The organism is Mycolicibacterium sediminis (genome assembly GCF_010731735.1).
Taxonomy (GTDB): Bacteria; Actinomycetota; Actinomycetes; order Mycobacteriales; family Mycobacteriaceae; genus Mycobacterium; species Mycobacterium sediminis.
In genome coordinates this window covers 2,719,436-2,745,122 of the sequence record NZ_AP022588.1, presented here as the reverse complement: position 1 = coordinate 2,745,122, position 25,687 = coordinate 2,719,436, and the positions used below count along the sequence as shown (strand labels likewise).

At 68.9% G+C, this 25,687-nt stretch carries 26 protein-coding genes and 1 pseudogene; 13 read left to right on the top strand and 14 right to left on the bottom strand.

What is annotated here, in order from left to right:
- Positions 1 to 68: 68 nt before the first annotated feature.
- Positions 69 to 1,070: an NADP-dependent oxidoreductase gene (locus G6N64_RS13170; protein WP_163797465.1), complete on the bottom strand. Its 1,002-nt coding sequence runs from the start codon at positions 1,068 to 1,070 to the stop codon at positions 69 to 71.
- The gene (locus G6N64_RS13165) at positions 1,067 to 1,669 is read right to left on the bottom strand and encodes a TetR/AcrR family transcriptional regulator (RefSeq protein ID WP_163797464.1); all 603 of its coding nucleotides are present in this window, start codon (positions 1,667 to 1,669) and stop codon (positions 1,067 to 1,069) included. Before G6N64_RS13165 ends, G6N64_RS13170 begins: the two co-directional genes overlap by 4 nt.
- Before the next feature lie 106 nt (positions 1,670 to 1,775).
- Between G6N64_RS13165 and G6N64_RS13160 the strand changes: the two genes are divergently transcribed.
- The 4 genes and pseudogenes from G6N64_RS13160 (at position 1,776) to G6N64_RS13145 (ending at position 4,828) form a co-directional block, all read left to right on the top strand.
- Complete coding sequence (locus G6N64_RS13160) at positions 1,776 to 2,648, top strand: SDR family NAD(P)-dependent oxidoreductase (protein WP_163797463.1); 873 nt, start codon at positions 1,776 to 1,778, stop codon at positions 2,646 to 2,648.
- A pseudogene (locus G6N64_RS13155) lies at positions 2,645 to 3,484 on the top strand (alpha/beta fold hydrolase). The gene G6N64_RS13160 and the pseudogene G6N64_RS13155 overlap by 4 nt, the downstream one beginning before the upstream one ends.
- 48 nt (positions 3,485 to 3,532) lie before the next feature.
- Positions 3,533 to 4,270 carry a hypothetical protein gene (locus G6N64_RS13150; RefSeq protein ID WP_163797462.1) on the top strand — a complete coding sequence of 246 codons (738 nt, stop codon included), beginning with the start codon at positions 3,533 to 3,535 and terminating at the stop codon, positions 4,268 to 4,270.
- 81 nt (positions 4,271 to 4,351) lie between these two features.
- Entirely contained in the window at positions 4,352 to 4,828 is a 477-nt protein-coding gene (locus G6N64_RS13145; RefSeq protein ID WP_246231137.1) for a shikimate kinase, read from the top strand.
- Positions 4,829 to 4,857: 29 nt separating this feature from the next.
- Here G6N64_RS13145 and G6N64_RS13140 read toward each other — a convergent pair whose 3' ends face one another.
- Both G6N64_RS13140 and G6N64_RS13135 read right to left on the bottom strand, forming a co-directional pair.
- Positions 4,858 to 5,235, bottom strand: coding sequence for a hypothetical protein (locus G6N64_RS13140; protein WP_174266805.1), 378 nt, complete (start codon positions 5,233 to 5,235; stop codon positions 4,858 to 4,860).
- Positions 5,232 to 6,002, bottom strand: coding sequence for a hypothetical protein (locus G6N64_RS13135; protein ID WP_246231135.1), 771 nt, complete (start codon positions 6,000 to 6,002; stop codon positions 5,232 to 5,234). Before G6N64_RS13135 ends, G6N64_RS13140 begins: the two co-directional genes overlap by 4 nt.
- A 359-nt stretch (positions 6,003 to 6,361) precedes the next feature.
- Here G6N64_RS13135 and G6N64_RS13130 point away from each other — a divergent pair, with 359 nt between their 5' ends.
- Positions 6,362 to 7,294, top strand: coding sequence for a serine hydrolase (locus G6N64_RS13130; protein ID WP_163797461.1), 933 nt, complete (start codon positions 6,362 to 6,364; stop codon positions 7,292 to 7,294).
- Between the two features lie 80 nt (positions 7,295 to 7,374).
- Positions 7,375 to 8,022 (top strand): TetR/AcrR family transcriptional regulator, encoded by a 648-nt coding sequence (locus G6N64_RS13125; protein WP_163797460.1) that lies wholly within the window; start codon positions 7,375 to 7,377, stop codon positions 8,020 to 8,022.
- Positions 8,023 to 8,093: 71 nt separating this feature from the next.
- Here the strand turns inward: G6N64_RS13125 and G6N64_RS13120 are convergent, their stop codons facing one another.
- From G6N64_RS13120 to G6N64_RS13105, 4 genes are all read right to left on the bottom strand, one after another.
- Positions 8,094 to 8,345: a hypothetical protein gene (locus G6N64_RS13120; protein WP_163797459.1), complete on the bottom strand. Its 252-nt coding sequence runs from the start codon at positions 8,343 to 8,345 to the stop codon at positions 8,094 to 8,096.
- A gap of 37 nt (positions 8,346 to 8,382) precedes the next feature.
- Positions 8,383 to 8,628 carry a hypothetical protein gene (locus tag G6N64_RS13115; protein WP_163797458.1) on the bottom strand — a complete coding sequence of 82 codons (246 nt, stop codon included), beginning with the start codon at positions 8,626 to 8,628 and terminating at the stop codon, positions 8,383 to 8,385.
- A 234-nt stretch (positions 8,629 to 8,862) separates the two neighbouring features.
- The gene (locus G6N64_RS13110) at positions 8,863 to 9,357 is read right to left on the bottom strand and encodes a VOC family protein (protein ID WP_163797457.1); all 495 of its coding nucleotides are present in this window, start codon (positions 9,355 to 9,357) and stop codon (positions 8,863 to 8,865) included.
- 41 nt (positions 9,358 to 9,398) lie between these two features.
- A complete protein-coding gene (locus G6N64_RS13105) occupies positions 9,399 to 10,001 on the bottom strand; it encodes a TetR/AcrR family transcriptional regulator (protein WP_163797456.1) in 603 nt (200 codons plus the stop codon).
- A gap of 97 nt (positions 10,002 to 10,098) precedes the next feature.
- Between G6N64_RS13105 and G6N64_RS13100 the strand changes: the two genes are divergently transcribed.
- Both G6N64_RS13100 and G6N64_RS13095 read left to right on the top strand, forming a co-directional pair.
- Positions 10,099 to 10,812, top strand: coding sequence for an SDR family NAD(P)-dependent oxidoreductase (locus G6N64_RS13100; RefSeq protein WP_163797455.1), 714 nt, complete (start codon positions 10,099 to 10,101; stop codon positions 10,810 to 10,812).
- 42 nt (positions 10,813 to 10,854) lie between these two features.
- The gene (locus G6N64_RS13095) at positions 10,855 to 11,826 is read left to right on the top strand and encodes a hypothetical protein (RefSeq protein WP_163797454.1); all 972 of its coding nucleotides are present in this window, start codon (positions 10,855 to 10,857) and stop codon (positions 11,824 to 11,826) included.
- Positions 11,827 to 11,851: 25 nt separating this feature from the next.
- On the opposite strand, the gene G6N64_RS13090 is transcribed toward G6N64_RS13095, so the two are convergent.
- Genes G6N64_RS13090 through G6N64_RS13075 form a run of 4 tightly spaced genes read right to left on the bottom strand, consistent with a single transcriptional unit; the run spans position 11,852 to position 14,870 of the window.
- A complete protein-coding gene (locus G6N64_RS13090; RefSeq protein WP_163797453.1) occupies positions 11,852 to 12,496 on the bottom strand; it encodes a DAK2 domain-containing protein in 645 nt (214 codons plus the stop codon).
- Positions 12,493 to 13,542 (bottom strand): dihydroxyacetone kinase subunit DhaK, encoded by a 1,050-nt coding sequence (locus G6N64_RS13085; protein ID WP_163797452.1) that lies wholly within the window; start codon positions 13,540 to 13,542, stop codon positions 12,493 to 12,495. The genes G6N64_RS13090 and G6N64_RS13085 overlap by 4 nt, the downstream gene beginning before the upstream one ends.
- Positions 13,543 to 13,570: 28 nt before the next feature.
- Positions 13,571 to 14,428, bottom strand: a complete 858-nt coding sequence (locus G6N64_RS13080) for an NAD(P)-dependent oxidoreductase (protein ID WP_197748352.1) — start codon at positions 14,426 to 14,428, stop codon at positions 13,571 to 13,573.
- A 28-nt stretch (positions 14,429 to 14,456) separates the two neighbouring features.
- Positions 14,457 to 14,870, bottom strand: coding sequence for an ANTAR domain-containing protein (locus tag G6N64_RS13075; protein ID WP_163797450.1), 414 nt, complete (start codon positions 14,868 to 14,870; stop codon positions 14,457 to 14,459).
- Positions 14,871 to 15,041: 171 nt separating this feature from the next.
- On the opposite strand from G6N64_RS13075, the gene G6N64_RS13070 reads away from it, so the two are divergent.
- From G6N64_RS13070 to G6N64_RS13055, 4 genes are all read left to right on the top strand, one after another.
- Entirely contained in the window at positions 15,042 to 15,695 is a 654-nt protein-coding gene (locus G6N64_RS13070) for a TetR/AcrR family transcriptional regulator (RefSeq protein WP_163797449.1), read from the top strand.
- 46 nt (positions 15,696 to 15,741) lie between these two features.
- Positions 15,742 to 20,256, top strand: a complete 4,515-nt coding sequence (locus G6N64_RS13065) for an ATP-dependent helicase (RefSeq protein ID WP_163797448.1) — start codon at positions 15,742 to 15,744, stop codon at positions 20,254 to 20,256.
- 158 nt (positions 20,257 to 20,414) lie between these two features.
- Positions 20,415 to 20,906, top strand: coding sequence for a DUF2834 domain-containing protein (locus tag G6N64_RS13060; protein ID WP_163797447.1), 492 nt, complete (start codon positions 20,415 to 20,417; stop codon positions 20,904 to 20,906).
- Positions 20,907 to 20,928: 22 nt separating this feature from the next.
- A complete protein-coding gene (locus G6N64_RS13055; RefSeq protein ID WP_163797446.1) occupies positions 20,929 to 21,882 on the top strand; it encodes an NAD(P)H-dependent flavin oxidoreductase in 954 nt (317 codons plus the stop codon).
- A 3-nt stretch (positions 21,883 to 21,885) separates the two neighbouring features.
- Here G6N64_RS13055 and G6N64_RS13050 read toward each other — a convergent pair whose 3' ends face one another.
- The gene (locus G6N64_RS13050) at positions 21,886 to 23,244 is read right to left on the bottom strand and encodes a PE-PPE domain-containing protein (RefSeq protein ID WP_163797445.1); all 1,359 of its coding nucleotides are present in this window, start codon (positions 23,242 to 23,244) and stop codon (positions 21,886 to 21,888) included.
- 403 nt (positions 23,245 to 23,647) lie between these two features.
- On the opposite strand from G6N64_RS13050, the gene nei2 reads away from it, so the two are divergent.
- Positions 23,648 to 24,418, top strand: a complete 771-nt coding sequence (gene nei2 / locus G6N64_RS13045; protein ID WP_163797444.1) for an endonuclease VIII Nei2 — start codon at positions 23,648 to 23,650, stop codon at positions 24,416 to 24,418.
- A 79-nt stretch (positions 24,419 to 24,497) separates the two neighbouring features.
- Here the strand turns inward: nei2 and G6N64_RS13040 are convergent, their stop codons facing one another.
- Entirely contained in the window at positions 24,498 to 25,658 is a 1,161-nt protein-coding gene (locus G6N64_RS13040) for a fatty acid desaturase family protein (RefSeq protein WP_163797443.1), read from the bottom strand.
- Positions 25,659 to 25,687 lie beyond the last annotated feature (29 nt).

Below are 25,687 nucleotides of genomic sequence, written 5' to 3'. Positions count from 1 at the left end.
ATGCATCCGCCGAGAACGCCGTCACACGACCCACACACTCGGCGCGCACAGCCGGGCCCGCGAGGCGATCAGTCGAGTGTGACCACGACCTTGCCTGCTTTGGCCTTGCCGCTCTCGGCGAACGCGATCGCCTCCAGGGTCTGGTCAAAGGCGAAGGTCGTGTCGATCACGGGCCGCAGCACGCCTGCGTCGTACAGCGCCGCGAGGTCGCGCAACTGGGCGCCACTGGCGTGCATGAAGAAGAACTCGTAGCGCACGCCGAGCTTCTTGGCCGCTCTGCGGACCTTGCGGCTCAGGAACGACAGCACGAACTCGAACGGTGCAGGCGCGCCGACTTGTCTGGCGAACCCGGCATCGGGTGGACCGGTGACACCGAGCGCCAACCCTCCCGGCTTGAGCACCGCGAGCGATCGGAGCAGGGTCTCACCGCCCCGGGAGTCCACGACGAGGTCGTATCCCGACAACCGCTCGCCGAAGTCCTCGGTGCGATAGTCGATGACGACGTCGGCTCCGAGATCGCGGGCGAGGTGCGCCTTGCTCCCACTCGCGGTCGTGGCGACGCGAGCCCCGAGGTGCTTGGCGAGCTGAATGACCGTGGACCCCAGCCCACCGGTTCCGCCGTGCACGAGCACCTTCTGCCCCGGCTGAATGTCGGCTCGCTCGACCAGCATCTGCCAGGCCGCCAGGGCGACCAGCGGGACGGCGGCCGCCTCCTGCACCGACATGGTGGACGGCTTGAGTGCGACGTCGTCTTCGTCGATGGCGATGTACTCGGCGAAGGTTCCGATGCGCAGGTCGCGCGGCCGCGCGAACACGGCGTCACCGATCGCGAAGCCACGGACGTCGGCGCCGACGTGGGTCACCACACCCGCCACGTCGTGTCCGAGCACGAACGGCGGCTCGTACTTGAGGAGTTGTTTGAACTCGCCGTCGCGAACCATGCTGTCGAGCGGGTTGACGCTGACAGCACCGACTTTGACGATCACGTCCCCGCTCCCGGCCGTCGGCGGCGCGACGTCGGCGGCACGGACCCCGTCCTTGCCGTAGCGGGTGACGACGAATGCCTTCACGTGATGGTCCCTTCGGTGGTGATCGCGGCGTCGAGAAGGAGTTGGGCGTTCGAGATGCCGGCACCGAGCACGACGTCGGAGAACTCGCGGTCCGAGACGGCACGGGCGAGTTGCATGGTGCCGACGAGGATCGTGAAGAGCCCCAGCGCGGTGCGTCGCGCATCGGAGGGGTGCTCAGGCGAGAGGTGCGTGGCGATCACCTCGACGATGGACGTCGTTCCTGCGGTGTAGGACTCGCGGACTCCGTCGCCGCACCGACCGATCTCGTCGAGGAGCGCGGCGCTGGGGCACCCGCCGGCGGGGTCGTCGCGATGGCCCGGGGACAGGTACTCGCGGATGAACGTCTGCAGCGCCGCCCTGCCCTCCGGTAGCGACGCGAGGGCGGCGCGTTGAGCGTCGAGTTGGTCGGCGACCACGTGAGCGACGAGGTCGTCCTTGGACTCGAAGTGCGCGTAGAACGCCCCGTTCGTCAGTCCCGCGTCGGCCATCAGTGCGGCGACCCCGGAACCGTCGATGCCGTCCTGTTTGACTCGTCGCCCCGCGGTCTCGATGATTCGCCGGCGAGTGTGGGCCTTGTGCTCCGCGTCGTATCTCGCCACCTTCGGCACCCTTCCGTCGTGATCTCTCGAGCCGTTGTTGACTCAGCGTATCGCATTAGCTTACGGTCATAATATTACGTTCATACGCCAACGTGGGGAGCATCCGATGACACGGCAGTCCTACGACGTCGGCGGGAAGGTCGTCCTCATCACCGGCGGCACGGGCGGCATCGCCCGAGAACTCCTACGCCGGGGCGCCAAGGTGGCCATCGTCGACATCGGTCCCGAGACCCCGACCATCGCCGCCCGCATGTCGCCGCAGTCGGCCTTCGGTGTGGTTGCCGACGTCCGGGTGCGATCGACGCTCGATCTCGCCGTCGCCGAGGTCGTCGATCGTTTCGGACGGGTGGACGTGGCGATCGCCAACGCCGGCATCCTGTCCCGCGCCGCCACGCTACGCACCACACCGGCCTCGTCACTGGAATCCGTTCTCGCGGTCAACGTCACCGGCGTCGTCAACACCGTGCAGGCGACCATGGAACAGGTCATCGCCCACGGCGGGCAGTTCGTCCTGATCAGTTCGGTGTTCGCGTTCCTCAACGGCATGGGCACCATCCCCTATGCGATGAGCAAGGCTGCCGTCGAGCAACTCGGCCGCGGGCTGCGCGTCGAACTCGCCGCGCACGGCGTCTCGACGACGGTCGCCTACTTCTCCCTCATCGACACCGACATGATCAAGCACGGCGTCGACGACGATCCCCTCGTCGACGACCTCCTCGCGGCCCTGCCGAGGCCGCTGCTCAAACGTCTACCGCCCGCGTCCGCGGCGACGGCACTCGCCGACGGTCTCGCACGTCGCGCCCCGCGCGTCATGGCGCCTCGACGATGGCAGCCGGTCTCCGCCCTGCGCGGGATCGTCTCGGCGGCACTGGATCCCCGCCTGGTACGCGACCCACGCACTCAGGCCGCACTCGCCGAACTCGACAGGCGGGCGACCGCCGCGACACCTCCGATACCCCAACCGAAGGGCACGACATGACCACCTGGCGCGACGCACCGACCTCGACCATCGACGTCGGCGGCGTCGACTTCGCGTACCGCTAACTCGGCACCGGAACCGGAACCGACGTTCCCGTGGTCTTCCTGCACCACCTGACCGCGGTACTCGACGACTGGGATCCGCGCGTCGTCGACGGCATCGCGGCCCGGCACCGCGTCATCGCGTTCGACAACCGCGGTGTCGGTGGCACCGGCGGATCGGTGCCGGCCACGGTCGAGCAGATGGGCACCGACGCGATCGCCTTCATCCGTGCCCTGGGTCTCCGACGGGTGGACCTGTTCGGCTTCTCCCTCGGCGGCGGCGTAGCCCAGATGGTCGCGCTCCAGGCTCCGGAACTGGTTCGCCGAATGATATTGGCGGGCACCGGTCCTCGCGGGGGTGGCGGCATCGACAAGATGGCCACCATCGTGGGTGGCGCTTACGCGAAGGCCGCCCTCACGCGTAGCGATCCCAGGAACTTCCTCTTCTTCCCGCGCACACCCGACGGCAAGCGAGCCGCATCGGAGTACCTCGGGCGACTCGCGGAACGACGTCACGACCGCGACGAGGCGATCTCGAACCAAGCCAGAATCGCCCAGATCCGGGCCATCCGGCACGCAGGTCGGTGTCGGCCCGACGACCTCTCGGTCATCACGCAACCGGTCTTCGTCGCCAACGGCGACCACGACCTCATGGTCGACAGCGCCCACTCCGCCGACATGGCACGCCGGCTTCCCAACGCCCAGTTGACCATCTATCCGCACTCCGGTCACGGCGGCGTGTTCCAGCATCACGAGACCTTCGTCGCCGATGCACTGCGGTTCCTCGCCGACTGACCTCGGCCTCGAGGCCCCCTGACCACGACGACGCGAAGGAGACACCGCATGCCGCCCCCGGCCGACTACCTCACCATCGACGTGTACGACCACCCACCGCGAGGCCCGTGGGCATGGAGCAGGAGCGTCAAATCCGTTCTGCGGCAGCCCATCGCCGGCTTGCGGTCGGTGACGGTCAATCACTCCAACCATGCCACTCACTCGCTCAGCCCACGATCCGTCGTCCAGCCCGGGCGTGCCCTGATCGCCGCCTGGGATTCCCCGGAGTCGGCGCTGGCTGCGTTCCGGGGACCGCTCGCGATGGCCGTGCAGGCGCCAGGGCGGTTCAGTCTCGACGGCGAGGTGGCCCGCGTACGCCTGGAGCAACCACATCATGACTGGCACGGTTGGAACCCGTCAGCCGAGGGCAGTGATCCGATGTCGTCGGACGAGCCACTGGTGGTGGTCGTCCATGCCATCGTCAAGCCCAAGCACCTCGCGGGGTTCGTGCGGAACAACGTGCATGCCGCTTCGCGGGCGGCCTTCCATCCGGGTCATCGCGGAAGCGTGGACATCTCGTCCCAGCTTCCCTTCGAGCACACCTCGCTGAGCCTGTGGCAGACCGTCAAGCTGGCCCGCGACTACGCCTACGCACCGGGAGGCCATGCACACGCCATGCAACACGCCCGCGCCGCCGAGACCCACCGGATCGGATGCTTCCTCCAGGTGCGACCGCTGACCTGCTCCGGCACGCTGGGCCTGGACACCGACGCCTTCCCCGACCTGCCGCCCGCCGTGCGCGCGTGACGGTCCGCTGATCCTGCTCGGCCGACGCCCCGCACGGGAGCGCGTTCGTCGATGAGGTAGCGAGCCGGTTGAATGGTGATCATGGCGGCACATCCAGCGGTCCTCGTGACGGGGATGTCCGGTGTGGGCAAGTCGACCGTGCTGACCGAATTGTCCCGTCGGGGTTGTGCGACCGTCGATACCGACGACGACGGCTGGATCGACGTCGTCGATGGTGAGCCCATGTGGCGCGAGCCTGCGATCGACGAACTGTTGGCCCGACCGCGTGGTCTCCCGCTCATCGTCGGGGGCACGGTGGTGAACCAGGGCCGCTTCTACGGCCAGTTCGACGCAGTCGTTCTCCTGAGTGCGCCCATCGACGTCGTGCTGTCGCGGATCGACCGACGAACGAACAACCCCTTCGGCAAGTCCGTCCTCGAGCGCGCTCGCGTACTTGCCGACATCGCCGACGTGGAGCCGTTGTTGAGGCAGGCGGCCACCCACGAGGTCGAGACCGACCGCCCACTAATCGACGTCGTCGACGCCGTGGCCGGCATCGTCGACGCACTACCTCGGTGAAGCGCTCGCATACGCCGCACCACCTCCGCTCAGCCGCCCGTGCCGGTGATGCGATCCTGCTCCGCCACGACGAGTTCGACACCGTCACCGACGTCCACCATCACGACGTCCTCGCGTGGTCGATCGAAGAACGGGAGTCCGAGCAGCCCGTGGAAGTCGTTGGTGTCGACGAACGTGTGGGCGCGGGCGAACAGCGGCTGCACGTCGAAGACGCGCACGCGGAGCTTCTCTCGGCTCAACCTGCCGAGTTCCCTACCCGATTCGGGGTCGGTGATCACCGGTCCTGAACCGGAACGCACGGCGAAGATCATGCCCGGGACGACCCCGGATTCCGTGCCCCGGTTGACGACGAGCGTGTAGTCGTCCTCCACCAGCGCCACCTGCCCCGTCACCACCTGCCCGGTCACGAAGCCGCCAGCGAACCGTGCTGCGAGAGCGATGAATTCGGGCCCGGTTGAATGCGCGGGCGCAGCCGGTGGGCGTCGACGTGAACGGGCGCGTCGTCGCGCGTCTCGGCGTCCTGCTCGGTGCCCAGGGCGAGTTCGACGGCGGTCTTCGCCTGGAACAGGGCGATGACGGCCTGCTGGTGTCGATCGGAACCCAGCGAGTTGAGCGCGACGGTCAGCTTCTTGTCGACGTAGGTGACCGACCGCTCGAGATCGGCGGTCTCGCGAGCAGTGGTCTGCGGCGCCGTGGCCGACGATGCCGCGAGACCGTGGCCGGACAACCAGCGGTGCCCGAGTGCTCCGAGGACCACGGAGCAGGTCGGCACCACCACGATGGCGCAGATCAATCCGGGGGCGCCGGCCAGCGCGACCGACCCGGCGACGCCGACCAGCACGAGGCCGGCCGCCACGGCGAGTGTCCGCACGGCGGCAGGCACGCCCTCGATCGCCCGCCACGCCCGCGCGACCGTGCGGGCACCGAAGCGCAGGAGTCCGGCGACCGCCCGGGCGATGGAGGTCCCGACGGTGATCAGCCCTCCCCCGATCTTGCGACCGAAGTCGTCCACCTGTTTGCGGTCGACGGGCGCCTTCGGCATGGACCACGACCGCCCCGGGGCCGCGGCGGCCGCAGTCTCCGGAGCCTGCTTGCCGGCGGTCGACGTGTCGGGCTGTTCATCCGGCGTCTCGACCTGAGTCGGCCCTTCGGTCACATTCGCATCAGCAGTCACTTCCGTATCATCCCCCGATTCGAGGTCGATCCCTTCTTGACGCGCCGGGGCGGCACGGCGATGCCCGCGTGCCGAAGCGCCATGGCCCCAGTCCTGCCCGATGCCATCGCCATCCGCCCCGCCATCTACGACGCGCTCCTGGCCAGGGATTCCCTGACGCCGTGACACCCACCGCGTCCACGGCGGCTCCCCGACCTGCGGTGACGAGCACCGTGCCACCGTCACGGCCGACCCGTGCCGGCATCGATGGCACCCACCGAGGCCACGTCACCCCCGTACTGCGTGGTTGAGGCCTTTAAGCTGGGGTAACCGGTGATGGCACCGGAATCCCGTGGTCACGATCTGCTCGGAGGAGACACATGAGTCGGCGGCTGCCGGAACGGGCGAAGACGAGAATGGCGGTCGTCTGCGCGGCGGCACTGCTCACCTGCGGCTGCGAGGCGCAGGTCTGGGGCACTCCACCGGCTGCGGACACCGCGCCGCAGGCCCCGATCGTCCCAGCACCTGCCTCGCTTGCGCCGCCGCCACCTGCAGCCCCTGCCATACCGACTACCTCGTTCGAAGGGCTCGACGCCCGCGTCCGGCAGGCGACCGCCGACGCGGCCGCTTCCGGCGACGACCTCGAGATCGCCATCCTCGACCGCGATACCGGCCAGCTCGTCACCAACGGCTCCAACAAGCCGTTCCCCATCGCGTCCGTCGTCAAGCTGTTCATCGCCGACGACCTGCTGCTGCAGGAGTCGGAGGGAAAGACGACCCTGTCACCGGCCGATCGCAAGTCGCTCGACGTCATGCTGCGGTCCTCCGACGACAGTGCGGCGCAGAACTTCTGGGACCGCAGCGGTGGCAACGCCGTCATTGCACGGGTCAAGGCCCGCTATGGATTGGGCGGCACGACGGCGCCCTCGAATGGACACTGGGACGTCACCACCAGCACTGCGAGTGATCTCGTCCGCTACTACGACATGCTGCTCGACGGCACCGGCGGACTGCCCCCCGCACAGGCCAACGTCATCATCGGCAACCTCGCACAGTCCACGCCCAACGGCAACGACGGCTACCCACAGCGATTCGGCATCCCCGATGGCCTCTACGCCGAACAGGTCGCGGTCAAGCAGGGCTGGTTCTGCTGCTGGAACGGCGGCAACCAGTTGCACGTGACCACCGGCGTGATCGGACCCGACCGCCGCTACGTCATGGTGATCGGCTCGCAGGACCCCACCGGCGCGGCAGCGGCTCGAGAGAACATGACGCAGGCCGTCAAAACCATCTTCCCCGGCGGCAAGATCTGAGCGCTCGCTTCCTCACACGACGCACCGCCCGATCGCAGGTATTGGACTTCCTCGTCCAACGAGGGGGCTACAGTTGACGCATGCCGCATCCATCAGATGACATGACGCGGCCGAAGCTGACCTCGCGGGGCATGGCCACGCGGAACCGGATAGTCATGGCTGCAGCCGAATTGATGCATGTGCGAGGTGTGGCGGCGACCACGATCGACGAGGTGCTCGCCTCCAGCGCGACGAGCAAATCGCAGTTCTACCAACACTTTCAGGACAAGACGGAGTTGGTCTACGACGTCATCTCCGTGCGCGCCGACGAGATCCTGTCGTGGCAGCGTCTGCGACTGGAGAAGGTCGATTCCTTCAGGGGGCTGCAGCAGTGGCGTGACGCCATGGTTCAGCGTTGCACGCTGCGCCGCGGTCTGTGGGGATGCGAACTCGGCTCGCTCGCCGCGGAACTGTCGGATGGTGACGATAAGGCGCGAATGTCGTTGGCCGCGCACTTCGCCGAATGGCGGGAACTGCTCGCGACGGCACTGGAGCGCATGAGGGACAACGGAGTCTTGGCAGCCGAGATCGACGGACCGACCTTGGCCACCGGCCTGCTGGCGGCAGTCGAGGGCGGTTACCTGCTGTCTCAAACAGCCCACGACCCGCGGCTCATGCAGACCGCGATCGACTCCGCGATCGCCCACATCGCCTCGTTCCGTCCCGCCGAAGTCGACCAGGCGTACTGACCTCCCCCAGAACGCCAAAGAGGCGGGCCAGTCGACATGACGGGCCCGCCTCTTTGACGCGAAAGGTAGTGCTATCCGGTGTGATTGGTGCCGGGAACGCCACCGGGCGCCGGCGGCGCCTTCACGCCAGGAGTGAAGAGGTTGCCACCGGTGGGGTTGACGCTCTTCTCGGTGGGCGTGACCGACGGCGCGCTGGTCGTCGTCGGTGTCGTGCTGGACGGGCTGGGCGATTCGCTCTCACCGCAAGCGGTCAGCGCGCCCATCGAGATGAAGGCTGCGACGCCGAGACCGGCGGCAACGCGACGAGTGGTTCGACTGTGCATGAAGTCGTCCTATTCCGTGATGAGGTGAGATCGACGATCAGTCGTGAGTGCCGGGAATGGCGGTGGGCGCCGGCGGCGCCTTGACGCCCGGGGTGAAGAGGTTGCCACCGGTGGGGTTGATGCTCTTCTCGGTGGGCGTGACCGCCGGCGCGCTGGTCGTCGTCGGTGTCGTGCTGGACGGGCTGGGCGTTTCGCTCTCACCGCAGGCGGTCAGCGCGCCCATCGAGATGAAGGCGGCGACACCGAGGCCCGCAGCAACGCGACGAGTTGTTCGACTTTGCATGAACGAGTCCTATCCAGGGCGTCAGAGGTGCATGAAGATTCGCGAACTGAACCGTATCGTCCAGAATCACTTTCTGTCAAGAGAAGATGGTGTGCCTCATCCGGCGGGCCGTGCGGACGAAACAGGCGCGTCATATCGCAGTCCGAAGATCAACAGCGGCGGCGGCGGAGGGCGCGCTCGAAGTGTTCCGGCCCACCGCTCGGACCTCGTGGTCCAGAACGCGGGAGATCCTCGCTAACCGGTGGCGGACGCGGCGATGTCGGCGGCGCTGATACCGGACAGATCGGGCACGTTCTGCATGAGTTCGATGCGGGTGCCGTCGGGGTCGGTCAGGTAGACGAACCGGCCCGACGCCGGGTCCTCGACGTCGCCCAGGACGGTGCGCGTCGACTCCAGGAACGATCCGCCCGCCGCGAGAATGGCATCGGTCAGGCCGTCCACGTCCTCGACGCGGAACGACAGATGGGTGAAGCCGAGTTCGGTCATGGGCTTGCGCTCCCCCGACCCGGTCGTCGGGACGTCGACCCACTGCAGCAGCTCGATCCGGATGTCGTCGCGGATCAGCATCGCCGAGCGGAACGTGCCGCTCTGCTCCATGGTCGCCGCGACCTCGTCGTTCTCGAAGTCGAGCTGGTACAGCTTCGCGAAGCCGAACACCTCGGTGTAGAAGCCGATCGAACGGTCGAGGTCGGTCACGCAGATGCCGATGTGTGAGAAGCCCTGAATCATGGCGCCAGTGTGCCGCAGATGGGTCGACGGCATGGGCGGGATCAGGACAGAACGGGTGCCGACTCGGGCAGCGGCCTCGCGCCGTCGGGCCGTAGCCCGTCGAAGATAAGGCCGAGATACCGGCGCCACAGATCCGGTGGCGGATCCGGCAGGCTCTCGACCGCATGGATCGGCGCGCACATCAGCAGAAAGACGTCGGCCTCGGTGATGTCGGGCCGAATGGCGCCCGCCGCCTGCGCCTTCCGAACGAGAACGGCGAGATGCCGCCACAGTTCGTCGCGGACGTCGGCCACCCGCGTGTCGTCCCCGGTCACCGACTGCAGGAACGTCAGGTCGTGCCGCCGACGTTGGTCGGCGGCCACGGTCAGGAATTCCAGGAGAGCCGCCCCGGGATCCACGGCGTCGACTAGGTCGCGCGCTGCCGCGGCGAGCGCGGCGATGTGGCCGACGACGATCGACGCGATCAAGTCTTCCTTGGTGGCGAAGTGACGGAACACCGTCGCCTTCGCAACGCCCGCCCGGCGCGCGATGTCGGCGATGGAGGCGGAGTGACCGCGTTCGGCGAACTCCTCCTCGGCCGCGGCGAGGAGTGACTCGTAGTTGCGCGTCGCGTCCGCCCGACGGGGCTGCTGGGAAGACGACACGTCTCACCCTACCAAGTTGACCGATCGGTCACGTCGTGCCACGCTGGGAATCGAACGTGACCGCACGGTCACTTTGAGGCCACGCACTGGAGGACGAATGAAACTCGACGGCTCGACGGCGCTCGTCACCGGCACCAATCGCGGTATGGGCCACCACTTCGCGACGCAACTGATCGAACGCGGGGCGACGGTCTACGCCACCGCGCGGCGGCCCGAACTCGTCGACGTGCCCGGGGCGAAGGTCCTGCGCCTCGACATCACCGACCAGGCGTCGGTCGACGAGGTGGCGCGGTCCGCCGGCGACGTCGACGTCCTGATCAACAACGCCGCGTTCACCGCGGGCAGCAACCTCGTCACCGGTGACATGGACGCGATCCGGGCGGTGATGGACTCCAACTACTACGGCGCCCTGGCGATGATCCGGGCCTTCGCCCCCATCCTCGCCCGCAACGGCGGCGGCGCGATCCTGAACGTCCTGTCGGTCGCGGCGTGGAACACCGTCGCCGGCAACAGCGCCTACGCCGCCGCGAAGTCCGCCGAATGGGGCCTGACCAACGGGGTGCGCGTCGAATTGGCCGACCAGGGAACGCTCGTGGCTGCGTTGGTGCCAGGACTGGTGGGGACCGAGACGCTCCTCGACTACGCCGAGCGCACGGGCGCGACATTTCCCGACGGGGCCGTGCTGGACCCGGCAGACGTGGTGCGCCTGGCCCTCGACGGTCTCGAAGCCGGCGACGTCGAGATCCTGGACGACATGGCCGTGACCGCGAAGGCGGGCCTCTCGGGCCCTCCTCGCGCCTTCACCTGGTAGCCGTGAGAACGAGCGGCCGGCGCTCGCGGGCACACTGGTGGCGTGCCGACACCGCGTAGCCCCGGTCCCTCACTGCGCATCGGCGTGGTGGTGGCGATGACACTCGCCGGGTGCTCGACCGACGGTGTGGACCTGGATCGCCAACGGACGGAACGGTCGGTCACGCAGGGATTTGCCGACGTTCTCGAGCCGACCGTGTTCGACTGTCCGGCGGTACCGGATGCACGGAACGCGCCGGTGGGGCAGATCGCCTCGAGCGACGGGCGGACGTGGACTACCCCCGCGGACGTGCGGTTCGGTGACGGGCCCCGTCTCGACGACCTCTACAACGAATGCACGGGCGTGCGGCCGGCTGGCCCATCGGACGTCGACGTGGCGGCGTTGCCGATCACGGAGGTCGACGCGGACGGTGACGTGATTACCGGATACCTGTTTGGCGACAACTACTTCGAGCTGTTCGTCAACGGCACGCTGGTCGGCGTCGACCCCGTGCCGTACACGCCCTTCAACTCCACCATCGTCCGCTTCCGCGCCAAGCGACCGATCAGTTATGCCGTCAAGCTGGTCGACTGGGAGGAGAACGCCGGGCTGGGGACCGAGCGGCTGGGCGCGGATCCGTGGCATGCGGGGGATGCGGGTTTCGTCGCGAGCTTCAGCGACGGAACCGTCACCAACGACAGCTGGCGCGCGCAGACGTTCTCGATCGCACCGCTGTCCGATCCGGCGGACGTCGTCGAGCGCGGGAACGTGCACGACAGCTCTGCCGCGGGCCCGTCGGGATGCGCCGATCGTTGCTTCGCACTGCACTATCCGGTCCCCACCGGCTGGGACGCTGCCGCATTCGACGACTCGGACTGGCCCACCGCCAGGCTCTACAGCGAGGCCCAGGTGGGAGTGTCCTATTCCGCGTACCAGAACTTCCGTGGACAGTTCGTCGGTGCCGGAGCGCAATTCATCTGGACCTCGAACTTGGTGAAGGACAACGTGGTCCTGGCGCGCACGACTAGTCCCTGACCACTGCGCCACGCCGTAGGTTCCGTCAGCGACCCAGCCCGAGATCCTCGAGTCCGCAGTCCAGCGGCGGCATCACCGACGACCCGGTGAGCACCGTGGCCACCACCCACAGGAACAGGGCGACACCGACAGCACCCGGATCGGGCTCGCCCTTCGCTCGGTCGCCGACGTAGCTGGCCCTGCCCATACGGGCCCGCATCGACGCGGTCGCCCGCGCCCCCCGTGCCGCCGACTCTGCGGCCGACGCGAAGTCGCCCGTTGCGCTGAGGGTTTCGGCCGCGGGGGCCAGGGCGTCGACCAGGGTCCGGTCGCCGGTGGCCGCCTCCCCCACCCGCACGATCGCCGCCAGTCCGGCACCAAGGCCGTCTGCCCACGCGTCTGCCGATCCGGGATCGTCTGCGACCGCCACCGCGATCTCGGTGAACAGCAGACCGAGTAGCGGACCGGAGGTGCCGCCCACCTCGTCGAGGAACACCGCACCCAGGACCGCCAGCGGTGACTCCGTGGTGTCCACGAGTCGCTCAGCGGCGACAACCATGCCGCCCCAGAGGTTGTCGCCGAAGTCCCCGTCGCCGCTGTGCTGGTCGAGTCGGGTGAGCTGGTCGTGCGCCGCCGAAACCGCGTCGGCGAACCCGGTCACGATGTCGCGCTGAATGTCGTCGACGCTCATCGCACGTTCCCATCGGTCGACGTGCCCACCGATCGGTTCGGGAAGGACGGGGTGAAGGCCGGGGCGTCCCAGAGCGACAGGAGTTCCCCGTCGGTGCGTGTCATCGTGACCGAGAAGCCGCGCATGTCCAGTGCGGGAACGTACGTGCCGACGAGTTCGCCCACCACCCGGCCGCCGCGCGTCTCGACTTCCCGCGCCGCGTACTCGAAGATCACGTTGAGTTCCAGGAGGGTGACCGCGCCCAGTCCATTGACGACGAGGATCACGTCTCCGCCGGGCGGCAACGCGTCGAGGACCTGGTCGGTCATGCGCCGCACCAACTCCGGCGTGGTCGGCCGGGTGATCGTGGCCGAGGCTCGTTCGCCGTGGATCCCCACGCCGTACTCGAGTTCGTGTGCTGCGACGTCGAACGCGGGTGTTCCGTCGGCCCCCGTGGTCTGCGCCCGGGACGCGACCGCGATGCTCCTGCTCGCCGCCGCGACGCGGGCGCCGAGTTCCGCGAGGTCGTCGATGCCGGCGCCGTCGTCGGCTGCGGCGCCCAGGATCTTCTCGACGACGACCGTCGCTGCGGTCCCACGGCGACCCGTCGCGGTGTCGGCGCTCTCGGTGGCCAGATCGTCGTCGACGAGGACGCGACGCACCTCGATCCCCTCGAGCCGGAGACGTTCGGCGGCGATGCCGAAGTTGATCCGATCCCCGGTGTAGTTCTTGACGACGTGCAGCACGCCGCCATCTCCCGCGGCGTGCCTACTGGCCTCCAGGACCTGCCGGTTGTGCGGTGAGGCGAAGACCTTGCCGGGCGCCACCGCGTCAAGCATCCCCTCGCCGAGGAACCCGGCGTGCAACGGCTCGTGTCCGGAACCGCCGCCGGAGACCAGGCCGACGACGCGTCGGGGGTTGCGGTGGCGGGCGGTGAGGAAGGCCGGTGACTCGTGCACCTCGACGAACCGGCGGTTGGCCCGTGCGAAGCCGGCCAGCGCCACCGGTACCGGATCGCCGTCGTCGGGATGGAAGTGGCCCGTCGGCGCCTCGGGTACGGGTGACATGGTCCCGATCCTCCTCTCGTCGCGGCGATCAGTAGCCGAAGTAGACCGCGGCCATGTCCTCCTCGCCGTGCCCGGCCTCGCTGGCTGCGTCGAAGGCGGCGAGAACGCCGTCGACGAGGACCGTCGACAGTCCCGACGAGGCGATCGCGTCCCTGATCAGTCCCGTGTCCTTGCGGACACCGTCGACGCTGAACTGCGGTGCGTACGACGACTCGATGATCGCCGTGCCCTTCGCCTGCAGGTAAGGGGAACCGGCTGCGGATCCATCGAAGGCGTCGAGCATCAACTGCTGGTCCAGGCCAAGGCCCTTCGCGAGGGCAAAGGACTGGCCGATGGCTGCGGCGAGCGCACCGATCCATGCGTTGCACACCAGTTTGAGCTTCGATCCGAGACCGAGTTCGGTACCCACCCAGATCGTCTTGGACCCCATCGCGTCGAACGCCGGCTGCACGCGGTCGCGCAGCGCGGGGTCACCCGATGCGAGCACCACCAGCTTGCCCTGCTCGGCGGGCGCCTTGGTGCCCAGCACCGGGCAGTCGAGGAACGCGACGCCGTGCTCCGCCGCGACCGACGCGGTCCGCGCGGCGCCCTCGAGTCCCACCGTGGCGCACTGCACGAAGACGGCGCCCTCCTTCATCGCCGGCAGCACCTTGGCCATCGTGTCGAGCGTCGCGTCCGCGTCGAACAGCATCGCCACCACGACGTCGGCCTCCGCCACCGCCGCGGTCGGGTCGAGGGCGACGACGGCACCGTCGTCGGCCAGCGGCTCCGACCGCTCGGTGGTGCGGTTCCACACGGTGACCTCGATCCCCTCTCGCAGAAGTGATCGCGCCATCCCCGCGCCCATGGCGCCCGTGCCCAGAACCGTTGCGTGCATGGTCGTCATTCTGCCCGTATGCGAGCAGCAGTCGGGGTTACTCGGGAACGACTCCCAGCTCCGTCATGGGGATGCCGGTCTTGCACTCCCCGTCCAGGTGCCGTTCCGCGCCGTGCCGGATGCGGTCGTGGGCGGTGTCGATCAGTCCCATGGACGCGGGCGCGGTGTCGGGTCGCCTTCTCGTCCGCGTCGACTCGACCAGGTCCTTGACGATCTGTTCGGCCAGGAGGTTCACCTTGACGTTGTGGTTCTGGGACTGATTGCGCAGGAACGTGAACGCCTCGTCGGCGTCGATGCCGTACACGAACATCAACATGCCCTTGGCCTGCTCGATGACGGCTCGGCGCTCGTTGATCCCGACCAGTTCCTCGGTGATCCACTGCTGCCGCACGATGCCGGCCGCGGCGTCGCGAGTCGTCGGAACGTCGTCACACGCCTCCACTGCTGACATGGGATCCTCCACTGCACTCGTTCAGAAGGGACCCTGCGGACGCCGAGCGGACTGCGACTCGACGGACGGGGTCACCGCGTTTACCCCGAATTCGGTGCCGCCAAGCCGGTGGATCGGTGCCGGTCGCTACCGATCGGAAGGCTGCGACCGCCGCTCCATAGGATCGGGATCATGGCTGAACCGGCTCGCAGGCGGCTCTCCCCCGGTGACCGCCGCAACGAACTCCTCGCCCTGGGCGTCGAGGTCTTCGGCAAGCGTCCCTACGACGAGGTCCGCATCGACGAGATCGCAGAGCGGGCCGGGGTATCGCGCGCGCTGATGTACCACTACTTCCCCGACAAGCGGGCGTTCTTCGCCGCGGTCGTACGCGCCGAGGGCGAACGGCTCTTCGAGGCGACGAACACGCCACCGCGACCCGGGGACAGCCTGTTCGACCAACTGCGGGCGGGGGTGCTCGCCTACGTCTACTACGACGACGCGAATCCGCACGGCGCGTGGGCGGCGTACATGGGCATGGGGCGGTCGGATCCGGTGCTGCGCGGGATCGACGACGTCGACAACGACCGGCAGGCGAACCGGATCATCTCGCGCATCACCAAGGCCGTCGGATCCGACTTGGATGCCACGATCGCGCGGGACCTCCGGGTCGTGGTCTACGGCTGGCTGGCCTACACCTTCGAGCTGTGTCGGCAGCGGGTGATGGACCCGACGATCGACGGCGACCGCGTCGCCGATTCCTGCGCGCACGCCCTGCTCGACGCCATCTCACGGATGCCGGGCATCCCCACCGCGCTGGCCGAGGCGGTCGACGACCCCGCTCGCTGACGCGAACCGCGCACCGCGTGTCGGTGGGGCGAGGCACCATGGACTCATGACTGCCGTGACCGACCCCCTGGCGCAGTTCAGCGCCGTGACCAGGGACTGGTTCGCGGGTACCTTCGTCGAGCCCACGGCCGCGCAGGCCCAGGCGTGGGCGGCCATCGCCGGCGGCGACAACACGCTGGTCATCGCCCCCACCGGGTCGGGCAAGACCCTGGCCGCGTTCCTCTGGGCGATCGACCGCCTCGCCGCCGCGGAACCGCCCGCCACGGGAGAACCGAAGCCCGGCACCCGGGTGCTCTACGTGTCGCCGCTGAAGGCGCTGGCCGTCGACGTCGAACGGAACCTGTCGACTCCGCTCACCGGCATCACCCGCGTGGCCGAGCGACTCGGCTCACCGGTTCCGAGGATCACGGTCGGCGTGCGTTCGGGCGACACGTCGCCCGCCCAGCGTCGAGAGTTGGTCCGCACGCCGCCGGACATCCTGATCACGACGCCGGAGTCGCTCTTCCTGATGTTGACGTCGGCGGCGCGGGAGTCGCTGACCGACGTCACCACCGTGATCGTCGACGAGGTGCACGCGGTCGCGGGCACCAAGCGCGGCGCCCACCTCGCGCTGTCCCTCGAGCGGCTCGACCAGCTCCTCGACACCCCTGCCCAGCGCATCGGGTTGTCCGCCACCGTCCGCCCACCCGAGGACGTCGCCCGGTTCCTGTCCGGCGCCGCCCCCACGTCGATCGTCGCCCCGGCATCCGGCAAGTCCTGGGACCTCTCCGTCCAGGTGCCCGTGCCCGACATGGCGAACCTCGAGAACAACACGATTTGGCCGGACGTCGAGGAGCGCATCGTTGACCTGATCGAGTCGCACCGCAGCTCGATCGTGTTCACCAACTCCCGCCGCCTCGCCGAACGGTTGACGTCGCGGATCAACGAGATCTACGCCGAACGCACCGGCGCCGCACCCTCCGAGGAGAAGAACCCGAAGGTCGCCGGCGGTGCGCCCGCCCACGTGATGGCCAGCGGCCAGGCCTCGGGTGCCGAGCCGCTGCTGGCCAAGGCCCACCACGGGTCGGTCAGCAAGGAGCAGCGCGCGATCGTCGAGGACGACCTCAAGTCGGGCCGGTTGCGGGCCGTCGTCGCGACGTCGAGCCTCGAACTCGGCATCGACATGGGTTCGGTCGACCTGGTCATCCAGGTGGAGGCGCCGCCATCGGTGGCCAGCGGCCTGCAGCGCGTGGGCCGCGCGGGCCACCAGGTTGGCGAGGTCTCGCGCGGCGTCCTGTTCCCCAAGCACCGCACCGACCTGATCGACTGCGCAGTCACGGTGCAGCGCATGCTCACCGGCGAGATCGAGACCATGCGGGTGCCCGCCAACCCCCTCGACATCCTCGCCCAGCACACCATCGCCGCGGCGTCGCTGGAGCCGATCGACGCCGACCGCTGGTTCGAGGTCGTCCGCCGCAGCGCGCCGTTCGCCACGTTGCCGCGCAGCGCCTTCGAGGCCACGCTCGACCTGTTGAGCGGCAAGTACCCGTCCACCGAGTTCGCCGAGCTGCGACCGCGTTTGGTGTATGACCGCGACGCCGGCACGCTGACCGCGCGGCCCGGCGCGCAGCGGCTCGCCGTCACCTCCGGCGGCGCCATCCCCGACCGCGGCCTGTTCACGGTCTACCTCGCGACGAACGCCGACACCGAGAAACCCTCTCGCGTCGGTGAACTCGACGAGGAGATGGTGTACGAGTCCAGGCCCGGAGACGTCATCTCCCTGGGCGCCACCAGCTGGCGGATCACGGAGATCACCCACGACCGCGTCCTCGTCGTCCCCGCTCCCGGGCAGCCCGCGCGCCTGCCCTACTGGCGTGGCGACGGCGTCGGGCGGCCCGCCGAACTCGGCGCGGCCATCGGCGAGTTCACCGGTCAGCTCGCCGGTCTGAACCGCGAGAAGTTCGACGAGCGCTGCGCGACCATGGGTTTCAACGAGTTCGCGACCGACAACCTGTTCCAGCTCCTCGGCGAACAGCGCGAGGCCACGGGCACCGTGCCCACCGACAGCACATTCCTCGTCGAGAGGTTCCGCGACGAACTCGGCGATTGGCGCGTGATCCTGCACTCCCCCTACGGCCTTCGGGTGCACGGTCCGCTCGCGCTCGCGGTGGGGCGCCGCCTGCGGGAGCGCTACGGCATCGACGAGAAGCCGACCGCGTCCGACGACGGCATCATCGTGCGGCTCCCCGACACCGAGGACGCCGCCCCCGGCGCCGAACTGTTCGTGTTCGACGCCGACGAGATCGAACCGATCGTCACCGCCGAGGTCGGCGGCTCGGCACTGTTCGCCTCGAGGTTCCGCGAGTGCGCCGCCCGCGCCCTGCTGCTGCCGCGCCGCCATCCCGGCAAGCGCTCGCCGCTGTGGCACCAGCGCCAGCGTGCGGCCCAATTGCTCGACGTGGCGCGCAAGTACCCGGACTTCCCGATCGTGCTGGAGACCGTCCGCGAGTGCCTGCAGGACGTCTACGACGTGCCGACGCTGATCGAACTGATGAATCGCATCGCCTCGCGCCGCATCCGGGTGCTCGAGGTCGAGACGTCGACGCCGTCACCCTTCGCCGCCTCCCTGTTGTTCGGCTACGTCGGCGCGTTCATGTACGAGGGCGACAGCCCGCTGGCCGAACGACGTGCCGCCGCACTGTCACTCGACAGTGTGCTGCTCTCCGAGCTGCTCGGGCGCGTCGAACTCCGCGAGCTGCTCGACCCGGCCGTCATCGAGTCGACGCACCGGCAGCTGCAGCACCTCGCCGAGGATCGTCAGGCGCGGGACGCCGAGGGCGTCGCGGACCTCCTGCGCCTCCTCGGCCCGCTGACCGCGGCCGAGGTCGCGGCGCGTTCCACGGCGTCCGACGTCAACGGATGGCTCGAAGCGCTGCACGCCGCCCGCCGGGCACTGACGGTGTCGTTCGCCGGCGAGACGTGGTGGGTGGCGATCGAGGACATGGGCCTGCTGCGCGACGGCGTCGGCGTCGGCGTGCCCGTCGGCATCCCCTTGAGCTTCACCGAATCCGTCCGAGATCCGCTCGGCGAGTTGCTCGGCCGCTACGCGCGCACCCGCGGCCCGTTCACCACGGCCGAGGCCGCGGCCCGGTTCGGGCTGGGCCTGCGGGTGACCGCCGACGTGCTGGGCCGGATGGCGGTCGACGGCAAGCTGGTGAAGGGCGAGTACACCGACCCGATCGGTGAACAGTGGTGCGACTCCGACGTTCTCAAGATCCTGCGGCGGCGGTCGCTGGCCGTCCTGCGGGCGCAGGTCGAGCCCGTCAGCACCGCGGCCTACGCGAGATTCCTGCCCGCGTGGCAGCAGGTCGGGTCGACCCGGAACTCGGGCGTCGACGGACTCGCCGGCGTCATCGACCAGTTGTCGGGCGTGCCCATCCCCGCGTCGGCCATCGAACCCTTGGTATTCGGCCCGCGAGTACGGGACTACCAGCCCGCGATGCTCGACGAGCTGCTGGCGACCGGCGAGGTGACGTGGTCCGGCGCCGGACCGATCGCCGGCTCGGACGGCTGGATCGCCTTCCACACCGCGGACTCGGCGCCACTCAGCCTGGCCGCGCCCGCGGAGATCGACTTCACCGACACCCACCGCGAGATCATGGCGACGCTCGGCAACGGTGGCGCGTACTTCTTCCGTCAACTCGGCGCCGCCGACGACGCGGTCAAGAAGGCGCTCTGGGAACTGGTCTGGGCAGGCTGGGTCACCGGGGACACCTTCGCGCCCGTGCGGGCCGTGCTCTCGGGCGGCAGCCGGCGCCGTGGCGGTGGCGCACACCGGCAGAAGCAACAGCGGGCGCCGAGGCTCAGCCGCTACAGCGTCGCCCATGCACAGACCAGGACCACCGACACCACGGTCGCGGGACGGTGGTCGGCATTGCCCGCCGCCGAACCCGACTCCACGATCCGGACGCACTTCCAGGCCGATCTGCTGCTGAGCCGCTACGGCGTCCTGACCAAGGGGTCCGCAGAGGGCGTGCCCGGCGGATTCGCGATGCTCTACAAGGTGCTCAGCGCGTTCGAGGAGGCCGGCCGCTGTCAGCGGGGGTACTTCGTCGAGTCGCTGGGTGGCGCGCAGTTCGCAGTGGCGTCGACGGTCGACCGGTTGCGCACCTACCTCGACGACGTCGACTCGGGCACCCGCGCCTACGACGCCGTCGTCCTCGCGGCGGCCGACCCGGCGAACCCCTATGGAGCCGCACTCCCCTGGCCGGCCGACGGCACCCATCGGCCCGGCCGCAAGGCGGGCGCGCTGGTCGTGCTGGTGGACGGAGAGCTGGTGTGGTTCCTCGAGCGTGGGGGCCGCACCTTGCTGTCGTACTCCGAGGACACCGAGGCCCTCACCGCAGCCGCGACCGCGTTGGTGGGGCTCGTCGGCTCCGGTCGCCTGCAGGCGCTGCTGGTCGAGAAGGTCAACGGGATGCCGGTCCTGGACTCGACCAACGATCCAGCACTCGCGTTGGTCGGTGATGCGTTGGTGGCAGCAGGTTTTGCGCGCACACCGCGGGGCCTGCGGCTTCGTTGATCGGACGGGTGCGACGAAGGTCACCGATCTCGAGATGCACGGGCGAGCCCTCGTCGCTCCCATGGACTGACGAGTCGGTGCGGATCAAGGGCATCTGACCGCCACGTCGAAACGGCAAAAGTGACAAAACGAGGCGGGAACCGTTCCATACTGGCCTGGTGATCTCGCTCATCGTCCATCTGGTTCTCGGCATCGCCGTCATCGCCTGGATCGTTCGGGCCAACCCGCAGATCTTCGCCCGGCCGGCGGGCGGACCGACGTTCTCCGCGATGGAGATCGCGCTGTACGTGATCGGCGTGGCGTCGATCGGCCTCGGCTACTACTTCAACCACCAGTTCGTCGCGGAGTACGCCGTGGCGGGCGGCAACCCCTTCTGGGGGCCGGGCAGCTGGCAGCAGTTCATCGTGCTGGGTTACGACAACCCCGCCGCCGCGTCGGCGAGCCAGGACTACACGATCATCAACGTCATCCTGCTTCCGCTGTTCACGATCTGGGACGGGCGTCGCCGCGGGATCAACCGGCCATGGCTGTTCTTCGTCTCGAGTCTCTTCACCAGTTGCGCGTTCGCGTACGCGTTCTACTTCGCCGTGGTGGAGCGCCAGCACCGTCACCAGGAGGCGGCGCGAGGACTGTCCTCGATTCCCGCCTGAGCCGTCTGCCTACAGTGCTGACATGGCTCTGCACACCGCACTGACGACACTCCTGGGCGTCGATCACCCGATCGTGCTCGCCCCGATGGGCGGCGTCTCCGGTGGTGCACTGGCCGCAGCCGTCTCCGAGGGCGGCGGCCTCGGCATGATCGGCAGTGGCGACGCCGAATGGCTCAGGCGCGAGTGCGACGTGGCCGACGCCGGTACCGAGAAGCCCTGGGGCGTGGGCCTTCTGGCGTGGTCCGTCGACGCCGCGACACTGGACGAGGTGATCGCCCGCCGGCCTGCCGCCATCATGCTGTCGTTCGGCGACCCCACGCCGTTCGCCGCCGCCGTCCGCGCGTCGGGAATCCCGCTGCTCGTCCAGGTCACCACACTCGACGACGCCCGTCGCGCCCTCGACCTCGGTGCCGACGCCGTAGTGGCCCAGGGCGCCGAGGCCGGCGGTCACGGCGAGGGCCGCGGCACCATGGCGTTCGTGCCCGCAGTCGTCGACGCCGCGGGCGCGACGCCCGTGGTGGCGGCCGGCGGGATCGCCGACGGGCGCGGGGTGGCGGCCGCCCTCGCCCTCGGCGCGGCGGGGGCGATGATCGGCACTCGCTTCGAGGCCACCCACGAGGCGCTCGTCGGACCCCTGGAGTCGAAGGCCATCATCGCCGCGTCCGCCGCCGACACGACCCGCGACCGGGTGCTCGACGTCGTCCGGGATTCGCCGTGGCCGCACCGGTTCACCGCACGCACGCTGCGCAACCGCTTCACCGACGCGTGGCACGACCGCGAGGACGAGCTGCGGGACGACGCGGCGGCGAAGGCCGAATACGCGGCGGGCGTCGAGCGCGGGGATCCCGACTACCACCCCGTGTGGGCGGGTGAGGCCGTCGACCTCATCCGCGAGATCGAGCCCGCGACACCACTCGTGGGCCGCATCGTCGACGAGGCCGAGCGGGTGCTGCGGTCGGTCCAGCCGGGTCCCTAGGGACTACGACGCCGCGGCGGTCGTGGCCGAGTCCTTCTCGGGGCTGCTGCCGACGGTCGCACTCGGCGCGACCGGATCGGCCGGCGCAGACGGTGACGGGGAGTCCGCCGTGGTGGACCGCGGGGTGAACGCGGTGGTGACGGCGTCGCGGACTCCGCGGAGCAGCATGCCGGGCTTCCACCCTCCCGGCGCGGATCGGGGCGGCGTGAACTTCCTCGGGTTCGACCCGGCAACTGCCCCGTGCTCGCCGTCCGCGACGGTCGTCGTGGGCGCCTTCGCGGCGCGACCGGACGCGTCGGCAGTTGCCGGCGTCGGTTCGGCCACGGGCGAGGACTGCGGCGCGGTGGGTGCCGGTGACGCCGGCTCGTCGCCCTCCGCCACCGATCGGGTGTTTCGCGCGACGTCGCCCGCGCTGGGAAGCAGCTTGAAGGGGACCGGTCGATCCGACGTCACGGAGCCGTTCGCCGGCCGGTCGTAACCGCTTTCGATGATGGCGCGAAGCGCGGGATCCATCGCGAGGACCACGTCGCGTGGCACGCCGAGGTCGAGCAGCGGACGAGTGAGCGGAAGGTCGCCGGGCTTGTTGCGCAACAGGATGTCGGTGACACGGCCGTCCGAGTGCGTCGTCACGAGCGCATCGGCCGGCGGGTTCTCCGGATCGATGTCGACGTCCCGGTAGTAACCACCGTGGAGATAGACGAACCCCAGGACGGCGTTGAGGTCCGCCACCACGTTCAAGACGTAGAGAGGGGCGTCGGCGACGCCGTCGTACTGCTTGGTGACCTGGATGATCCTGGTCTGGGACGGATCGGTCCCCACCCCGAAGGTGGCGCCGATCAGCGGAAGCGTGAAGGCGGGAAACCGCGTCAGCACACCGCCGTCGTTGCGCCGCGGGTTGGCCGCGAGGACGACGACGACGTGAGCGGCGTCGTAGTTCGAGTCTTCGGCGTTCTCGAGGTCGGCGACGGCGCGGACCACCGCACCGGCACCCTGCGAGTAACCGACGAGGTACGTCGTGGCGGTCCGATCGCCACCGGTCTGGTTCGCCTTAACCCGCTGGACCAGGTCGTCGACCGCCACCTGCTCGGACGCGTCGAACGTCGGGGCGCCGAAACCGTCGGTCAGGACGCTCGCCAAGCCGACGGTCCCGGGGTAGCGGACGAACTCGGGGTCATCCCCGGGGAAGTCGTACCGTCCGGCGAAGCTGTCCCGCATGCGGTCGGCCGGATCGTCGAGGTCACTGAGGATCGGCGACTTGGTGCCGTCCACGAAGATCGCGTGGCTGGCGGCGAGCCCCACCTCGGCGATGGTCGGGTTCACGGCGCAGGTGATCGCAACCGCGCCGGCCACCTCGAGCGCCACACCGACGGTGATCCAGGGCCGGAGAATCCCCCGACGTGATCCTTGACGATGTTTGCCCATTTTTCCCCTCAATGCGTGAACGTCGCGCACCACCCTCACGCGACGGCGAAGTGTAACCATCTACGAGGCAACTTCGAGGAGGATTCGATGGAGAAACGATGCCTAGTCAACAGTCGTTCATATTTGCCAGAATCGCACCGAGATGTCAATTTCAGTAGGCGCGTACCGGCGTGGCGTGACGACCACGCATCCTGGGCGACGCGCACGGGGCCGGACGGCGCCCAGATCTACTCCTGCGCAGGAGGACTGGCGACACGTCAGACCATGCCGCCCATTCGGCTGGAATGCCGCCGCAGCCGCGCATGTAGCGTTCTACCGAAGGTTTGAGACGAACGGAGGCGCAATGCCGGAAGGCGACACCGTCTACCGCACCGCGACGAAGTTGCGCGAGGCGCTCGAGGGCAAGACGTTGACCCGCTGCGACGTGCGCGTGCCGAAGTTCGCGACCGTCGACCTCACCGGCTGCGTCGTCGACGAGGTGCTCAGCCGCGGCAAGCACCTCTTCATCCGGGCCGGGGACGCGAGCATCCACTCCCACCTGAAGATGGACGGCGCCTGGCTGCTGGGTGGTCAGATCCGCCGGGTGCCCGAGTACAAGGTTCGCATCCTGCTGGAGACGTCCGACTCGCGTGCCGCGGGCGTCGACCTCGGCGTGCTGGAGATCCTCGAGCGCGACCACGACATGGAGGTCGTCGCGCACCTGGGCCCCGACCTGCTCGGACCGGACTGGGAACCCCAAGTGGCCTCGACGAACCTGGTGACCGATCCCGAGCGTCCCCTCGCCGAGGCGCTGCTCGACCAGCGCGTGATGGCCGGGGTCGGCAACGTCTATGCCAACGAATTGTGCTTCGTCATGGGGCGGCTGCCGACCACGCCGGTGGGCGAGCTGAAGGATCCGCTGCGGATGGTCCAGCGCGCGCGGGACATGCTGTGGCTCAACCGTTCCCGGGTCAACCGCACCACGACCGGAGACACCAGACCCGGCCGCGATCTGTGGATCTACGGCCGGGTCGGGCGTCCGTGTCGACGCTGCGGGACGACGGTGCTGTCGGACCGGGCGGAAGTCACCGGCAGCGAGCGGATCTCCTTCTGGTGTCCGGTCTGTCAGACCTGATTCAGACTTGGCCGAAACTACGGTTGTTGATGGAATGTCGCCGGAAAACGTCAACAACCGTTGTGTCGCCGCTCGAGACTCAGAACGGCTTGCGGGCCAGCTTGAAGATCTTGTTCACGACCGTGGCGAACTGCTTGGGCAGCGGACCCTTGTTGTAGGGCAGGCCGTACCGCTCGCAGATCTCCTGGACCTCGGGCGCCAGCTCGGCGTGCCGGTGGGCCGGGATGTCCGGGAACAGGTGGTGCTCGATCTGGAACGACAGGTTGCCGCTCATCAGGTGGAAGAGCTTGCCGCCGGTCAGGTTCGCCGAGCCGAGCAGCTGGCGGAAGTACCACTGTCCGCGGGACTCGCTCTTGGTCTCCTCGACCGAGAACTCCTGCACGCCCTCGGGGAAGTGTCCGCAGAAGATGATCGCGTAGGACCACACGTTGCGGATCAGGTTGGCGGTGGCGTTGCCGGCGAAGGTGAACGGCGCGAACGGGCCGGACAGCAGCGGGAACGCCACGTAGTCCTTCAGCGTCTGCCGCTTGACCTTGTTCCAGATGCCCGCGGCGATCTCGCGCTTGTCGACGATCGAGATCTCACCGGAGCGGATGCGCTCGGTCTCCAGTTCGTGCAGGGCCACGCCGTACTGGAAGAACACCATCAGCAGGAACGCGTAGATCGGGTTGCCGCGGTAGTACGGCGCCCACTTCTGGTCCTCGCTCATGCGCAGGATGCCGTAGCCCACGTCGCGGTCCATGCCGACGATGTTGGTGTAGGTGTGGTGCATGTAGTTGTGCGAGTGCCGCCACTGGTCGCTCGGGCAGGCCGAGTCCCACTCGAAGTTGCGGCTCGCGAGTGCCGGGTCGCCGGTCCAGTCGTACTGGCCGTGCATGATGTTGTGCCCGATCTCCATGTTGTCGAGGATCTTCGACACGGCGAGCATCGCGGTGCCTGCCAGCCACGCGGGCGGCAGCACGCCGGCCCACAGCAGGGCGCGGCCACCGGCCTCGAGGCCACGCTGGGCCTTGATGACGTTGCGGATGTAGGTCAGGTCGCGCTCACCGAGGTCGTCGATGACGCGTTCGCGGATCGCGTCGAGTTCCTTGCCGAACGCCTCGACCTGCTCGGGGGTGAGGCTGACGGTCTCGCCGTTCACGGTCTTGCTGACGCCGCCCCTGCGGGTGACCTCGGGGGTGGTCGCTTCGGTCTCGTTCTCGGTGGTCTTGCCGGTGGTCCTGTCGAGCATGGCAGTCATGGCTGATCCTTTCTCGTAGGTTCTTCGGT

Excerpts from the sequence above, each read along its gene's own strand:
- G6N64_RS13115 (WP_163797458.1), bottom strand. The coding sequence starts at position 8,628 with ATGCAAAGTCGAACAACTCGTCGCGTTGCTGCGGGCCTCGGTGTCGCC.
- G6N64_RS13070 (WP_163797449.1), top strand. The coding sequence starts at position 15,042 with ATGGCTGAACCGGCTCGCAGGCGGCTCTCCCCCGGTGACCGCCGCAAC.
- G6N64_RS13100 (WP_163797455.1), top strand. The coding sequence starts at position 10,099 with ATGAAACTCGACGGCTCGACGGCGCTCGTCACCGGCACCAATCGCGGT.
- nei2 (WP_163797444.1), top strand. The coding sequence starts at position 23,648 with ATGCCGGAAGGCGACACCGTCTACCGCACCGCGACGAAGTTGCGCGAG.
- G6N64_RS13080 (WP_197748352.1), bottom strand. The coding sequence starts at position 14,428 with ATGACGACCATGCACGCAACGGTTCTGGGCACGGGCGCCATGGGCGCG.
- G6N64_RS13145 (WP_246231137.1), top strand. The coding sequence starts at position 4,352 with ATGGCGGCACATCCAGCGGTCCTCGTGACGGGGATGTCCGGTGTGGGC.
- G6N64_RS13075 (WP_163797450.1), bottom strand. The coding sequence starts at position 14,870 with ATGTCAGCAGTGGAGGCGTGTGACGACGTTCCGACGACTCGCGACGCC.
- G6N64_RS13125 (WP_163797460.1), top strand. The coding sequence starts at position 7,375 with ATGCCGCATCCATCAGATGACATGACGCGGCCGAAGCTGACCTCGCGG.
- G6N64_RS13160 (WP_163797463.1), top strand. The coding sequence starts at position 1,776 with ATGACACGGCAGTCCTACGACGTCGGCGGGAAGGTCGTCCTCATCACC.
- G6N64_RS13055 (WP_163797446.1), top strand. The coding sequence starts at position 20,929 with ATGGCTCTGCACACCGCACTGACGACACTCCTGGGCGTCGATCACCCG.
- G6N64_RS13040 (WP_163797443.1), bottom strand. The coding sequence starts at position 25,658 with ATGACTGCCATGCTCGACAGGACCACCGGCAAGACCACCGAGAACGAG.
- G6N64_RS13110 (WP_163797457.1), bottom strand. The coding sequence starts at position 9,357 with ATGATTCAGGGCTTCTCACACATCGGCATCTGCGTGACCGACCTCGAC.
- G6N64_RS13090 (WP_163797453.1), bottom strand. The coding sequence starts at position 12,496 with ATGAGCGTCGACGACATTCAGCGCGACATCGTGACCGGGTTCGCCGAC.
- G6N64_RS13085 (WP_163797452.1), bottom strand. The coding sequence starts at position 13,542 with ATGTCACCCGTACCCGAGGCGCCGACGGGCCACTTCCATCCCGACGAC.
- G6N64_RS13120 (WP_163797459.1), bottom strand. The coding sequence starts at position 8,345 with ATGCACAGTCGAACCACTCGTCGCGTTGCCGCCGGTCTCGGCGTCGCA.
- G6N64_RS13065 (WP_163797448.1), top strand. The coding sequence starts at position 15,742 with ATGACTGCCGTGACCGACCCCCTGGCGCAGTTCAGCGCCGTGACCAGG.
- G6N64_RS13130 (WP_163797461.1), top strand. The coding sequence starts at position 6,362 with ATGAGTCGGCGGCTGCCGGAACGGGCGAAGACGAGAATGGCGGTCGTC.
- G6N64_RS13150 (WP_163797462.1), top strand. The coding sequence starts at position 3,533 with ATGCCGCCCCCGGCCGACTACCTCACCATCGACGTGTACGACCACCCA.